This is a genomic window from Chloroflexota bacterium, assembly GCA_018648225.1.
GTDB lineage: Bacteria > Chloroflexota > Anaerolineae > Anaerolineales > UBA11858 > NIOZ-UU35.
Window position 1 is genome coordinate 1 of sequence record JABGRQ010000067.1, and the last position, 14,349, is coordinate 14,349.

13 protein-coding genes are annotated in these 14,349 nt (G+C 53.6%); 11 read left to right on the forward strand and 2 right to left on the reverse strand.

Annotation, left to right across the window (positions count from 1 at the left end):
* The first annotated feature begins 149 nt into the window (after window positions 1–149).
* From HN413_04845 to HN413_04860, 4 genes are all read left to right on the forward strand, one after another.
* On the forward strand, window positions 150–431 hold the full coding sequence (locus tag HN413_04845) for a molybdopterin synthase sulfur carrier subunit (protein ID MBT3389718.1): 282 nt from the start codon (window positions 150–152) through the stop codon (window positions 429–431).
* 75 nt (window positions 432–506) lie between these two features.
* Window positions 507–1,658 (forward strand): molybdopterin-synthase adenylyltransferase MoeB, encoded by a 1,152-nt coding sequence (gene moeB / locus HN413_04850; protein MBT3389719.1) that lies wholly within the window; start codon window positions 507–509, stop codon window positions 1,656–1,658.
* 88 nt (window positions 1,659–1,746) lie between these two features.
* Window positions 1,747–2,559, forward strand: coding sequence for a biotin--[acetyl-CoA-carboxylase] ligase (locus HN413_04855; protein MBT3389720.1), 813 nt, complete (start codon window positions 1,747–1,749; stop codon window positions 2,557–2,559).
* A 113-nt stretch (window positions 2,560–2,672) separates the two neighbouring features.
* Window positions 2,673–2,888 carry a hypothetical protein gene (locus HN413_04860; protein ID MBT3389721.1) on the forward strand — a complete coding sequence of 72 codons (216 nt, stop codon included), beginning with the start codon at window positions 2,673–2,675 and terminating at the stop codon, window positions 2,886–2,888.
* An 80-nt stretch (window positions 2,889–2,968) separates the two neighbouring features.
* Here HN413_04860 and gyrA read toward each other — a convergent pair whose 3' ends face one another.
* Together gyrA and HN413_04870 are read right to left on the reverse strand one after the other, a co-directional pair.
* Window positions 2,969–5,434 (reverse strand): DNA gyrase subunit A, encoded by a 2,466-nt coding sequence (gene gyrA / locus HN413_04865; GenBank protein MBT3389722.1) that lies wholly within the window; start codon window positions 5,432–5,434, stop codon window positions 2,969–2,971.
* Window positions 5,435–5,560: 126 nt separating this feature from the next.
* Window positions 5,561–6,997 (reverse strand): NAD(P)-dependent oxidoreductase, encoded by a 1,437-nt coding sequence (locus HN413_04870; protein MBT3389723.1) that lies wholly within the window; start codon window positions 6,995–6,997, stop codon window positions 5,561–5,563.
* A gap of 266 nt (window positions 6,998–7,263) precedes the next feature.
* On the opposite strand from HN413_04870, the gene HN413_04875 reads away from it, so the two are divergent.
* The 7 genes from HN413_04875 (at window position 7,264) to HN413_04905 (ending at window position 14,258) form a co-directional block, all read left to right on the forward strand.
* Window positions 7,264–7,728 (forward strand): winged helix-turn-helix transcriptional regulator, encoded by a 465-nt coding sequence (locus tag HN413_04875; protein MBT3389724.1) that lies wholly within the window; start codon window positions 7,264–7,266, stop codon window positions 7,726–7,728.
* Window positions 7,725–9,347 (forward strand): efflux RND transporter periplasmic adaptor subunit, encoded by a 1,623-nt coding sequence (locus HN413_04880; protein MBT3389725.1) that lies wholly within the window; start codon window positions 7,725–7,727, stop codon window positions 9,345–9,347. The genes HN413_04875 and HN413_04880 overlap by 4 nt, the downstream gene beginning before the upstream one ends.
* A 97-nt stretch (window positions 9,348–9,444) precedes the next feature.
* On the forward strand, window positions 9,445–11,025 hold the full coding sequence (locus HN413_04885; protein MBT3389726.1) for an efflux RND transporter periplasmic adaptor subunit: 1,581 nt from the start codon (window positions 9,445–9,447) through the stop codon (window positions 11,023–11,025).
* Between the two features lie 13 nt (window positions 11,026–11,038).
* Complete coding sequence (locus HN413_04890; protein ID MBT3389727.1) at window positions 11,039–11,719, forward strand: ABC transporter ATP-binding protein; 681 nt, start codon at window positions 11,039–11,041, stop codon at window positions 11,717–11,719.
* Window positions 11,716–12,942 carry an FtsX-like permease family protein gene (locus tag HN413_04895; protein MBT3389728.1) on the forward strand — a complete coding sequence of 409 codons (1,227 nt, stop codon included), beginning with the start codon at window positions 11,716–11,718 and terminating at the stop codon, window positions 12,940–12,942. Before HN413_04890 ends, HN413_04895 begins: the two co-directional genes overlap by 4 nt.
* A 164-nt stretch (window positions 12,943–13,106) precedes the next feature.
* The gene (locus tag HN413_04900) at window positions 13,107–13,568 is read left to right on the forward strand and encodes a carboxymuconolactone decarboxylase family protein (GenBank protein ID MBT3389729.1); all 462 of its coding nucleotides are present in this window, start codon (window positions 13,107–13,109) and stop codon (window positions 13,566–13,568) included.
* A 153-nt stretch (window positions 13,569–13,721) separates the two neighbouring features.
* Window positions 13,722–14,258 (forward strand): hypothetical protein, encoded by a 537-nt coding sequence (locus HN413_04905; GenBank protein MBT3389730.1) that lies wholly within the window; start codon window positions 13,722–13,724, stop codon window positions 14,256–14,258.
* The last annotated feature ends 91 nt before the right edge of the window (window positions 14,259–14,349 follow it).

Below are 14,349 nucleotides of genomic sequence, written 5' to 3' on the forward strand. Positions count from 1 at the left end.
TTCCTTTCGTGACCCCATATTTGCTGTCAACCCCCTGAGTTCCCAAAGAGCCGAATTTTATTATCGGTTGAAAATTGAAGGTTGAAAGTTTTTTGCAAAAGCCAACCTTCAACTTGTAACCTGTAACCCGTAACATCAAAGGAGCAAACATGCCCGTATTACGACTCCCCACCCCCCTGCGTCCCTATGCAGACGGACAAAGCGCAATTGATGTACAAGGCCAGAATGTGGCCGAAGCTTTGAACGATCTGGTTACCCAGCACCCCTCGCTGCAAAAACATCTCTTTTCCGATGCCGGAACCCTGCGCCCCTTTGTGAATCTGTTCCTGGGCGAAGAAGATGTGCGCCATTTGCAAGGTGTCGAGACCGAACTTAAAGAAGATGATATATTGCGAATCATACCCTCCATCGCGGGCGGGAATAATCGTTAAAGGTTAAAAATTGAAGGGTACAAGTATTTTTTTAACAAACAACCTTCAACTTTTAACTTGCAACTTCAACCGATTATGAAACTTTCACACGACGAAATTTTTCGCTACTCGCGCCACCTGCTGATCCCTGAGGTCGGGCTGGAAGGCCAGGAGAAGCTCAAAGCCGCCGCGGTGCTGGTGATTGGCACCGGCGGGTTGGGTTCGCCCGTGGCTTTATATCTGGCCGCCGCGGGGATCGGGCGTATTGGCCTGGTCGATTATGATGTAGTTGATTTTTCCAATTTGCAGCGCCAGGTGATTCACGGCGAAGCCACGTTGGGTAAACTCAAAGTCGAATCGGCGCGCGCCCGGATGCTGGACATCAACCCCGATATTCAGGTGGATGTCTATAACGAGATGTTTACCTCGGAGAATGCCTTCCGCATTGCTGAGCCGTACGACCTCATCATTGACGGCACCGATAACTTCCCCACGCGCTACCTGACCAACGATCTGTGCGTGCTGACGGGCAAACCCAACGTCTACGGTTCGATCTACCGTTTCGATGGGCAGGCCAGCGTTTTCAACGCCGATGATGATAGCCCGTGCTATCGCTGCCTGTTCCCGGAGCCGCCGCCCCCCGGTCTGGTTCCGTCCTGCGCCGAGGGAGGCGTGCTGGGTATTTTGCCGGGCACGATTGGCACGATCCAGGCCACAGAAGCCATCAAACTAATTTTGGGCATCGGCGAAACCCTCAGCGGCAAATTGCTGCTCTATAACGCCCTCGATATGAGTTTTGATTTCGTGCGGCTGCGCAAAAATCCCAAATGTAAGGTCTGCGGCGAAAACCCCGATGTCACCGAATTGATTGATTATGAGCAGTTCTGCGGTATGCCCGCCAACGACCACGATGCCGGTTCCGCGGGCGACGAATGGGATATTTCGGCCCTCGAGTTGAAAGCGCGCCTCGATGCCGGTGAGGCACTGCATCTGATTGATGTGCGCGAGCCGCACGAGTTGGCGATTTCACAGCTTCCCAATGCCAATTTGATTCCCCTGGGGCAGTTAGCCGCACGCATGCACGAACTCGACAGCGCCGAAGAGATTGTGCTTTTCTGTAAAATTGGCACGCGTTCGGTGCGCGCCCTCGAAGTGCTCGTCAGCGCCGGGTTCCGAAAAATCAAAAATCTGGATGGCGGCATCAACGCCTGGGCTGAGGAAGTTGATCCGAGTTTACCGATTTATTAACGGTTGAAAATTGAAAGTTGAAGGTTGAAAATTCTGCTTGTTCGCTTAACCTTCAACTTTCAACCTGTAACCTTCAACCCGCAGTTCCATGAACCAGACCTCCCTCGAAACTATTCTCGCCGATCTTCCCCTCGGTGGCATTCGCTATGTTGACTCAATCGGCTCGACGAATGATGAAGCCGCGCGCTGGGCCAGTGAGGGCGCTGCGGATTGTTCGTTGGTCGTTGCCGATGAGCAAACTGCTGGACGCGGGCGCGGGTCTCGGCGCTGGTTCACCCCGCCGGGCGCGGCGCTGGCCTTCGGCCTGATTCTACGCCCCGATTACCCTGAATTGCGCGATCAACTTACGCGGCTCAACGGATTGGGCGCGCTGGCTGTCTGCCAGACCTTGCAGAAAACCTATCAACTTCCTGCGCAGATCAAGTGGCCTAACGATGTTCTGCTCAACCGGCGCAAGGTGGCCGGTGTGCTGCCTGAATCGAAATGGCTGGGCGATCAACTCTCGACAGTAGTGCTGGGAATAGGTGTCAATATTGCCGCCGCGGCGATTCCCCCCGCAGATTGGGCCGGGCATCATGCTCATTCCTTCCCGGCAACCAGCGTGGAGACGGTTTTAGGCGCTGCGCCAGAACGGGGTGCATTTTTAAGCGCGCTTTTACAGAATTTACTGGATTGGTATCCTCGCTTGATGAGCGCGGATTTTCTCCACGCCTGGGGCGCGAACCTGGCTTTTCGGGACGAGTGGGTGCAGATCATCACCTCGGAGGCGGAAGCGCTGGATGCCCGCCTCATCCACCTGAACCCGGATGGCTCCCTGCGGGTTGAGTTCCGCTCTGGGGAGCAGGCCAATCTTCGGGCAGGAGAAATCCATCTGCGCCCGGTTGACAGTTCCCTAAAATAGGCTACACTTGTTTTAGACTCGTGAACAGAAAAATTGAAAAATAGGTGTGTATGGAGCGTGAAGCGCTCCATACACACCTATTTTTCGGCAATTCTTTCTTTGGGAGGCTGGCTATGCTTGATGACCTGCGTGAACAAATCGGTGATTCGGTTTTTGATGATGAAGAAGATATAGTAGACTCAGAAGAGCCAAAATCGGTACCAGCGATTTTCCTGGGGATGACGCCGGTGCAGCGTTTTGTTATCGCTGCGATGGTGATGATGATTGTGTGTATTTTGAGTTCATTTTGCCTGTTGGTAACGGAAAGAATTTCTCTACCAGTTTTCTAAGGCCGGAGGCTTGGTAGAAAAAAAGAGTGTTGGCATCATATCGCCAACACTCTTTTTATTTACTCCAGCGCTTGCAGTTGTTACGCGGCCTCGGCCATAAGTAGATCGGCTTCGGCGAAGCGCGCCACGGAGACGACGGTGTCATCGGCCTCGAGATTCATAATTTGCACACCGCGCGTGGCGCGTGTGAATTGCGAAATGGCCGCGGCATTGGTGCGCATCACAATGCCATTCGCCGAGATGAAGGTGAGTTGATCTTCATTGGGCTGCACAACGCGGGCGGCCGCGATCAGGCCGATTATGGAGAGCGCATTTTTGTCGATGGTCAAATTTCCCATCGTTGCGCGCCCTTTGGGAGCGTATTCATCGAGCGAGGTGCGTTTGCCATAACCTTTGGTTGTAACTACCAATAGATCGCCACCCGGCTCAACCACTTCCATGCCGATCACGCGATCTTCACCGCGCAGGTTGATGCCATTTACACCCTGTGCAGGGCGTCCCATGGGGCGCAGTTCGGTTTCGGCGAAACGCAAGGCTTGTCCGTGCGTGGTGATAATAATGAGTTCTTCGTTGCCGTTGGTCAGACGCACCCAGCCGAGTTCGTCGTCGTCGGCCAGGCCCATAGCAATAAGCCCGGATGGTCGTACTGAAGCAAATTCGGAGAGCGCCACGCGTTTGATCTTGCCCAGGCGGGTGACCATGGTGCAGTATTTGGCAACTTCAAAATCGGGCACGGCGACTGCGGCGGTGATGGTTTCGCCAGGGGCAATCGAAAGTACATTGACCATCGAAATCCCTTTGGCGGTACGTCCGGCGTCGGGAATATCGTAGGTTTTTGCCGCATAGACTTTGCCGCGGTCCGAGAAGAATAAGATCGTTTCCAGTGTGCGCGCCGGGAACATCATCACAACTTCATCTTCCTCGCGGGTGGTGTGGCCGATAACGCCGCGCCCGCCGCGTTTTTGTGAGCGGTAGGTGATGGCATCGACGCGTTTGACATAACCGCGTTCGGTGATACTCACCAGCACAGCTTCATCGCCCACCAAATCTTCCATGCTCAGGTCGCCGCTGGCTTCGGGGATGATATTTGTGCGCCGCTCGTCGCGATATTTTTGGCCGATTTCAGCCAGGTCTTCCTTGATGAGCAGCAGCATCTTTTTGGGGTGAGCCAGTAAATCTTCCAGGTGGGCAATGCGTTCCTGTAAGGCTTTGTACTCATCTTCAATTTTCTGGCGTTCCAGCGCAGCCAGACGGCGCAATTGCATATCCAGAATAGCCTGTGCCTGCAATGCGCTGAGTTTGAAGCGAGTGATCAGGCGTTCTTTGGCAGTTTCCACGTCTTTGGATTCCCGAATGGTTTGGATGACCGCGTCCAGATTTGCCAGTGCAATGGTCAGCCCTTCGAGAATGTGCGCGCGGGCTTTGGCTTTATTGAGTTCAAATTGCGTGCGGCGCGTGATCACATCCAGGCGGTGTTCGATATAGATGTGCAGCGTCCGTTTGAGCGGCAACATGCGCGGTTCGCCATTGACGAGGGCCAGCATTTGCACGCCAAACGTGGATTGAAGTGGGGTGTACTTATAAAGCTGATTCAATACCTTGCGCGGGTAGGCGGTGCGTTTTAGCTCGATGACAATGCGCATCCCATTACGGTCGGATTCATCTCGAAGGTCTGAAATTTCGTCGAGTTTGCCTTCGCGGGCCAGGGTGGCAATGCGCTCGATTAGCGTGGTTTTGTTGAGTTGGTAGGGAATTTCCCCAATGATGATGCGGTGTTTACCGCCGTTCATTTCTTCGATAATGGCTTTGCCGCGTAAAATGATGCGGCCGCGCCCTGTGCCATAGGCCTGCCGGATGCCCTCATCCCCGACGATGGTGCCGCCGGTGGGGAAATCGGGGCCAGGCATGATGGTGAGCAAATCTTCAATGGTGACATTATCGAAGTCTTCGTAGTGGTCAATTACGTAGGTAAGGGCTGCAACCAACTCGTTGATATTATGTGGCGGAATATTGGTTGCCATTCCGACCGCAATCCCCGAAGCGCCGTTGAGGAGCATATTGGGCAGGCGCGCGGGCAAAACACTGGGTTCTTGCAACGAGCCATCAAAATTGTCTGTGAAGTCAACCGTATCTTTGTCGATATCGGTGAGCAACTCTTCGGCCAGCTTGCCCATACGGGCTTCGGTATAACGCATGGCTGCGGGGGAGTCGCCATCAATGGAACCAAAGTTGCCTTGGCCATCAACGAGCATATAGCGCAGAGAAAAATCTTGCGCCATACGCGCCATTGAATCATACACAGCCTGGTCGCCATGCGGGTGATATTTACCCAACACTTCACCAACAATACGAGCCGATTTTTTATAAGAGCCTGTAGCGCGGATGCCCATATCGTACATGGCATATAAAATGCGGCGGTGAACGGGCTTCAATCCGTCGCGCGCATCGGGGAGCGCTCTGGCAACGATCACGCTCATGGCGTAATCAAGATAGGCGGAGCGCATTTGTTGGTTAATATCTACAGAACGAATCGTGCCATAATCCATACAGTAAACATCCTTAGAAACTATCCGGCATCAACGAAAAAAACGTGTGCCACCCGAGGGTGGGCACACGCTTAATTATACCGCGACTGCTATTGGATTGCTTTTGTGGTTTAGGCTGAATAGTTTTTATTTGTGAGTAAGATACTTATCGATGGCTTCGGCGGCTTTGCGCCCACCAACCATGGCTGTGACGACCAGATCGGGGCCAGTGGCAGCGTCGCCGCCTGCGAAAACGCCGGGGCGAGATGTTGCGCCAGTTTCGGAATCGATTTTGACCAGACCCCAGTTATAGGTTTCCAGATCGGGGGTGGTTTTGCCAATGATCTCATCAGGCCAGTAACCCAACGCAAGCACCGCAGTATCGGCCTCGATAATGAAGTTCGAGCCTTCAATATTCACGGGGCGGCGGCGGCCTGATTCGTCAGGTTCGCCCAGTTCCATGCGCAAACACTCTACCGCGGCCAGATGCCCATCTTCGCCAGCAATGAATTTGATCGGTTGAGTGAGGAATTGGTAAACCGCGCCTTCCTCTCTTGCCATTGTGCGATCTTTAGCACTGCCGGGCATTTCATTTTCAGTACGGCGATAAATACAGGTAACTTCTTTGCTGCCCATCCGCAGTGCAGAGCGCAGCGCGTCGGAGGCTGTGTCGCCGCCGCCTACTACGATGACTTTTTCGCCAATTTCCAGCGAGTCTTTCAAGTCATCGGGTAGCAATTCTTCTTTCACATTCGCGCGGATGAGAAATTCCGTAGCAAGATAAACCCCCGGTAGGTCGGCGCCTTCGGCTTTGAGCGGGGCATCAATCTGGCTGCCGATGCCAATAAAGACGGCATCGTAGCCTTCTGCGAAGAGTTCGTCAATTGTCTTGTCTTTACCAATAAATGTATTGAAAACGAATTCGACTCCGGCTTTTTTAAAATCTTCGATGCGTTCGAAAACAATCTCTTTTGGAATTTTAAAATTGGGAATGCCATATGTCAGCAATCCGCCAGAAGCTGGTTTGGATTCAAAAATCGTTACGCCATATCCTTGTTGAACCAAATACTCGGCGCATCCCAGCCCGGCGGGTCCGGCGCCGATAACGGCAACTTTTTTCCCGGTAGGCTCACCGGCAGGCAAAACGACGCCCGCATGTTCGCGGGCATATTCCACCGCAAAAGCTTCCAGAATGCCTGTTAGCACGGGGTGGTGATCTTTATTTAATACACACGAACCCTCACAAAGTTGTTCGTGAGGGCATACGCGAGAGCAAATTTCGGGCAGGGCGCTGGTTTTTCGGTAGAGTTCGGCAGCTTTGATAAATTCGCCGTTCTCGATCAACCACATCGCCGAAGGGATGTCGTTATGTGTGGGGCAGGCCACCATACAGGGGGCCGGGTCGGGGCAGTGGATACAGCGCGACGCCTCAATCTGGGCGCGTTCTGCGTCAAATGGAATGACAACGTCATTAAAATCAAGTACGCGGTCTTCGGGTTTTCGTAAACTTAAATGGTAAAAGGGCTTATGCGCACGATCTTTGCGATCAAGCGCCAGAAACTCGCTAGGAATAGCTTGAGTCATAGATCAACCTCCGGGGCATGTGTATGAGCGTTAAGGATAATAACGAGTAAGGAAGTTTGATTTCAGTTCCAGATGTCATTGATTCTTATTCCGGATGTCACTAACCCGTATGACGATTTGCGCAGAGCGATATTGGAGCCTGGAATTAATAGAAATTGTCAGAATTTTTGTCGCATTTCACGAAACTTCTTGACATGGGCAAGAAAGCATATATAATCCCCTAGTCATATTAGTTAGATTAACTAACTATTCTGAGGTGCTGATTGATGTCTTTAACAAAAACCCATGCCATGCAACTGGGGACGCTGATTAAACGTATGCGCTCTTTGCGGCTGATGCGCATACCACCGGAGTGCGAACTCCCCCCCGGGCTGGTGGCCATGCTCGATTGGGTAGCCAACTCCCCGGGGTGTGGTGTGCTTGAACTGGCCGATGGCCTGGGGGTGACACCCCCCACTGTGAGCGTGGGCGTGCGTCGCCTGATGCGCGATGGCTGGCTGGAAAGCAGGCAGCACCCTGAAGATCGGCGCGCAAAGCCCCTCTATATCACGCCGAAAAGTGAGACTTTGTTGGAGCACCTGCGTAGATTCCAAAGCAAAGTTATGCACCTGTTTTTGGCGCAACTATCTGAAGGGGAGCAGGAGACCTTTCTCAGTCTCTTCGATCAGGCGATTAGCGCCATGGAAGAGCGATTACTTGATAATTCATGGAAAGAATCAGAAATCGATTGAACCGTAAATGGCTTTTTATAATTCTTGGTGTGGTTGTGCTGGTCGCGGCGGTTTTTTTTTGGCTGCGTCAGGCTGGCCTTCGCCAGCAAGCAACGCTGTTCGATAGCCTGACGACAGAGCCAATTAGCCGCGGCGAGCTGGTCGCATCTATCGAAGCTGATGGCGTGGTGCGCTCGGAGCAGAGCGCTGAACTCGTCTGGTCGATTGCGGGCGAAGTTGCCGAAGTTCTCCGGCAGGTTGGCGATGAAGTTAAGGTGGGAGATGTGCTGGCCGTTCTGGATGAAACCTCGCTGCCGCAGAATATTATTCTGGCACAGGCCGATTTAATTGCAGCGCAGCAAGCCCTCGACGACCTGCTTAATACGCAAACGCAACAAGCTCAGGCTCTGAAAGTCATCCAGGATGCCGAAGATGCCCTTGAAGATGCACACAATCCTGCAATGGTGCAGGCCCAGGCACAGGCTATAATAGCTGTCGCAGAGCGCCAACTTGAGAGTATCCAATTGCAATATGATATTCTCATGACGCCGCCCTCCCAGAGTAGTATTCAGCAAGTCTATGACAATATTCTCCTGACGCAAGAAATGATTAAAGATTTGGAAGATCAGGTCGCGGATCTGGAAAAAACCTTGCAGCGGGCGGTTTTTCATCCCTTTGAGAGTCTAATAGCCTATAAGCAGGCTTATGCCAGCGCCAGCGCCGAATTGGCGCGCCAGCAAGCGCGCCTGCTAAACTTGCAATATCGTTACGAAGAATTGCATTTACCGCCCGATCTGAGTGATGTGGCGACCGCCGAAGCTGCTCTCGCGGCAGCCCAGGCGCAATTGGCTGACGCTCAGCGCCAGTGGGCACGCGTGAAAGATGGCGCTACACCCGGAGAAATTGCCGTGCTCGAAGCGCAGCTTGCCGACGCACAGCGCGAATATGAGCGCGTGAAAGATGGCCCCACTGCCGATGATATTGCCGCGGCTGAAGCGCGCGTTGCCGCGGCTCAGGCGATTATTGGCAAAAGCCAGTTACGAACGCCCATCGACGGTGTGATCACACAGGTTGAGATTCGGCCCGGCGATCAGGTCAATAATGGCACGCTGGCCTTTCGTATTGACAAACTCGCCCATCTGCTGGTCGATGTGCAGGTCTCCGAGTTGGATATCAACCGCACAGTCATCGGGCAAAGTGTTTTGCTTACCTTCGATGCCATTTTTGCAGCCGAATATCACGGTGTGGTGATGGCGATCTCCCCTGTGGGTAATATTGAGGCTGGTCTGGTAAGTTTTGATGTGACAATTGAAGTGGTTGATCCGGATGCTGCTGTGCGCCCGGGGATGAGCACGACAGCGAAAATTGAAGTCAGCCGGGTAGCCGATGCGCTGCTGGTGCCGAATGCAGCATTGCGCACGCTGGACGGTCAGCGCGTGGTTTATGTGTTTGGGGGCGATACCAGCCTCGAAGATACCGGGAACCTCACCGGCCCAGCCCCGTCGATTCCTGGGGCGCAGCCCGTTCCCATCACAATTGGACAAAGTTCCGGGACGTATAGTGAAATCGTCGCCGGTGATCTCAAAGAAAATGATCTGGTTGTTCTCAATCCCCCCAGTGAATGGTTGTTAAACCCTTAATGATGTAATTGCCCTCACCCCAACCCCTCTCCCACTGGGAGAGGGGCAGACCGTAGCATAGCGAAGGTCAGGGTGAGGGGAGGAGTACAAAATCACAATGAAGCGAATCATAATTATCGTTGTAGTCGTGGCTGTTTTGGTTGGCGGTGTTATTGGTTGGCAAACCTATAGCCGGAATAAACAACAACAAGAACTGCTGGCGAGTTTGGAGACTATGCCGCTCGAAGAAGGCACCCTGGTTGCCTCAATCGGGGCGACAGGGCAGGTGCGCTCGAATCAGAGCGCGCTATTGGCCTGGAAAACATCGGGCACGGTTGATAGTGTGGCTGTGAAAGTCGGCGACGCGGTTACGGTGGATACCGAATTGGCCGCGCTGGAGCAGACTTCGCTCTCGCAGAGTGTAATTCTGGCGCAGGCGGATTTGGTCAGCGCGCAGCGGGCGTTGGATGATTTGATGTATTCTGATGTGCAGCGTTCTCAGGCTTTGCAAGCGGTAGAAGATGCCGAGCAAGCCCTGGAAGATTTGCTCAACCCCGAGTTGCAGCAAGCCCAGGCTTTGCAAGCGATTGCCGACGCCGATCAGGCGGTTGAAAATGCTGAACGTGCCTTGAGCAATGTGCAAAATACGGCCAGCCAGGCCGACATTGACGAGGCCCATGCCGATTTGGTGCTGGTGCAAGACCGGTTGGAAAAAGCCCAGGAAGATTTTGCGCCTTATGCTGGCCGCCCCGAAGATGATTTGGAGCGCGCCAATCGTCAGAGCGCGCTGTCTGCTGCACAGCAAAACTATGATGCCGCGGCGCGGAAATATAACGCGCTATCTAGCATTGGCAGCGAGATTGATATTGCCGAAGCGCAGGCTAATTTGGCGGTTGCCCAAGCGCAGCTAACCGAAGCGCAGCGCGAATATGAGCGGGTAAAAGATGGCCCCACCGCGGCCGATATGGCCTTGCTTGAAGCGCAGTTGGCCGACGCACAACGCGAGTGGGAACGGCTTATAAACGGCCCGCCCGCCGATGATATTGCCGCAGCCGAAGCGCGTGTTGCCGCGGCGCAGGCGACGATTGACATGGCGCATATTGTCGCCCCCTTTGATGGCGTTATAACCCGCGTGGAGAGCAAACTCGGCGATCTGGTTGATCCTGGTACGCTGGCTTTCCGTGTGGATGATTATTCGCGATTATTGGTTGATCTGGATGTCTCCGAAGTGGATATTAACAAGATTGCCGTGGGGCAGCAGGTAACAATGAATTTTGATGCTGTGCTGGCGAAAGAGTATTTCGGCGATGTGGTTGAAGTGGCTCTGGTAGGCACCGAAGTGCAGGGCGTGGTCAATTTTACTGTAACTGTGGAATTGCAAAATATCGATGAAGATATTCGCCCCGGTATGACTTCGGCGGTCAATATCGTTATTCGCCAACTCGAAGAGACCTTGCTGATCCCCAATCGTTCCGTGCGGGTGGTGGAGGGCGAGCGCGTGGTCTATGTACTACGCAATGATGGCAGCATCGATAAAATTGTTATCACACTGGGTTCATCTTCCGATATGTACAGCGAAATTGTTGCCGGTGATCTAAAAGTTGGCGATGAAATTATTATCAATCCGCCGCGCGAACTTACCGAAAGTGGCTCTACTTTTGGAGGGCCTGGTGGCCCTCCAGGGATGCGGCCGCACTAAAGAGGCGAGCATGATGACTAATAATTGGGTAGTTGAAGCCAATCAGGTTACCAAAGTTTATACGATGGGCGATGTCGAAGTACATGCTTTGCGCGGGCTTTCGTTGAAAATTGGGCGCGGCGAAGTCGTCTCGATCATGGGGCCTTCGGGTTCGGGCAAATCGACGCTAATGAATATTCTCGGCTGCTTGGATCGTCCGACGGCTGGCGATTATCATCTGGATAGCGAGAGCGTCGCGCAGTTGGATGACGATCAACTGGCCGACATCCGAAACCGGAAGGTGGGATTTGTTTTTCAGAGTTTTAACCTGCTCCCCAGGGCAACAGCTCTGGCCAATGTGGAACTGCCCCTGCGTTACGCGCGGGATCGCAGCAATCGCCGCCAACGGGCGCGCGAATCCCTCGAGCTGGTAGGTCTCGCCGACCGCATCACTCACCGCCCCAACGAACTCTCTGGCGGCCAGCAGCAGCGTGTGGCAATTGCGCGGGCGATTGTCAACAACCCGTCCATTGTGATGGCCGACGAACCCACCGGGAATCTGGATAGCAAATCGGGCGAGCAGATCATGGAGTTGTTGCTGAACTTGAACAAGGAGCGCGGCACCACCCTGATTATCGTCACTCACGATCCTGAAATTGCGGCGCTAACTGAGCGCGTGATTCAGATACGTGATGGCGTGGTGGAGAAAATATGAACTTTTGGCAATCTTTTGTTGAAGCCCTGGAGAGTCTTACCTCCAATAAGCTGCGTTCCGGCCTGACGATTTTGGGCATTGTGATCGGTGTAGGCGCGGTGATCGCCATGCTGGCAATTGGCGCCGGTGCGCAGAACTCAATCACCGGCGAAATTCAGGGCATTGGCACCAACTTGCTCTTCGTGTTCCGCGGTGGCGCTGAAGATGTGCGCAACCCCGAACCGCTGACTCTGGGTGATGCCGAAGCCATCGCCGATCCTTTTGCAGCGCCCTCTGTAGCCGGAGTTGCCCCCATTTTGCAAGGCAATGCGGAAGTGAGCTTTTCGGGTGAGAGTCAGGTGACCACACTCAATGGCGTCACACCGGATTATGAAGTTGTGCGCAATTACCGCGTCACTGAAGGCGAATTTATCTCCGAGACGCACATGCTGGGCCGTTCTGCTGTGGTGATTTTGGGCGTAGATGTGGCTGATAAGCTCTTTGGGCGTAAATCGGGCGTGGTCGGTGAGACCGTGCGTATCGAAGGCCAACCTTTCCGGGTGATTGGCGTACTCGAAGAAAAAGGCGGCGGCTCTTTCGGCAGCGAGGACGATCAGATGATTGTGCCCCTGACCACGGCGCAAGCGCGCCTGATCCGCCGCTCAACCAGCGACCGTGTAGATGTGATTTTCGTCGGGGCGGTCAGCGCGGAGGCGGTGCCGGACGCGGTGGATGAGATTTCCCAAATTTTGCGCATGCGCCATCGCACCGAAATCGCTCAGGATGATTTTACAATCTTCTCGCAGCAAGATTTCCTTGATGTAGCCTCCTCGATCACCGGTATTCTGACCATCTTTTTGGGCGGCATCGCGGGCATCTCGTTGTTGGTGGGCGGCATCGGGATTATGAATATCATGCTGGTATCCGTTGTGGAGCGCACCCGTGAGATCGGTTTGCGCAAGGCAATGGGCGCGCGCAAAATGGATATTCTTGTGCAGTTTCTCACCGAGTCGGCGTTGCTGAGTTTGTTCGGCGGCCTGATTGGTATTGGCCTGGGCTGGCTGATCTCCTTCATCGTTGGGCAGATTGCTGCAGCCAGTGATGCCAATATTGACCCGGTGATTGGCATGGACGCGGTGCTGCTGGCGACGCTCTTCTCGGCAGCGGTGGGTGTGTTCTTTGGCCTATATCCGGCTAATCGCGCTGCAAGCCTTGAACCCGTCGAAGCGTTGCGCTATGAGTGATCAATAAGAGAGAATTCCGAAAAAAGGGTGTGCATGGGGTGCTACGCACCCCATGCACACCCTTTTTTCGGCCCCCTTTGGTTCGAGCTTGTGTGGTGACTATGGAACGTAGAATGGTGAATAGTGTGTTTGGAAAGCATTTATATCAAGGATGGGGCGAATTTATGGCCGATCTTCGCTATATCATGGCGCGCCGCCCGTTGATGCGCGCGACGATGCGCGGCGGTTTGGTTTCGTTTGCTTTTCGGGAGCGCCTGATGATGACAGTCACGCAGGTGAATGGCTGTCGTTATTGCAGTTATTTCCATGCTAAAGAGGCTGCCAAAGCAGGCATCCCCGCGGAGGAACTGCGCACCCTGCTGGAGGGCCAGGTTCCGGCAGATTCGCCCGCCGATGAACTCCCCGCAATCGTTTATGCCCAACATTGGGCCGAGAGCAATGCCCAGCCCGCAGCGCAGGCTTTGGCACAGCTTGAGCAGGTTTATGGGATAGAGCGGGCCGAAGCAATCCACTTGGTGCTGCGCGTGATACGGGTGGGGAATCTCCTCGGGAATACCTGGGATTATGTGCTCTTTCGTTTGGGGCTGTTGAAGGTAGATACCGGCCTGGGCGCAGGATCAGCCTAGAGCGAGTCCCGCTGCGCCCGTTGGGGGCGCGTTTCATCCAATAATAAAGCGATCTGGAAACAGGTCGCTTTTTTTATTTAGCGGGTTGCTTTTGCCCGCAACCTTTACTATACTTGGATGCAGGAGCAGCGTGGTTATGGGAGGCAAACGGTAATGAGTGAAATTAGAATTTGCGTATCTGGACTTGGCATCATTGTGCTTATTTTCCTGGTGCTGGTTGCGCTATCGTTTTTGCGCTGGAAAGCTACATTGAATTCGCGGGATCGTTTGCGCTGGCAATTTAAAACGCGTCATGAAGTCGAGAAAGCGCTTGAAAACGGTATGATTAGCGAAGAAGCCGCCCGCCAAATTATTTCCGTTCCTGAGTATGGTGCGGAATGGGAGCATCATCCTGATAAGTCTCGGCCAACTCGCGAAGACCGCACCTGGGAAGGGCGCAAAAAGGCACGCCTCGGCTGGGAAGCGGTTGCGCTGATTATGTTCTTGGCAATAGGTATTTTTCTGGTTGGCGTGTTCGTGGCGGTTGCAATTATTAGCGGAGTTGGCTTGTTGGGCGTTCTGGAACGCTCCTGGCCGATGATCTATGTTTTTGCTTGTCTCATCATAACTGCCTTGGCTAGTCTGGTGCTGTTTTTGTGGTTTACCTGGCGTGTGCTGGGCACAACAAGGCAGATGATGAAATATAATTAGATTGATGATTCTTAACTGTTCAGGCTAACGCCTTCGCAAAAAAATCGGCCTCTTTCTGTTCGAGGCTGAGTAGTCACGATGTCTCTACTAT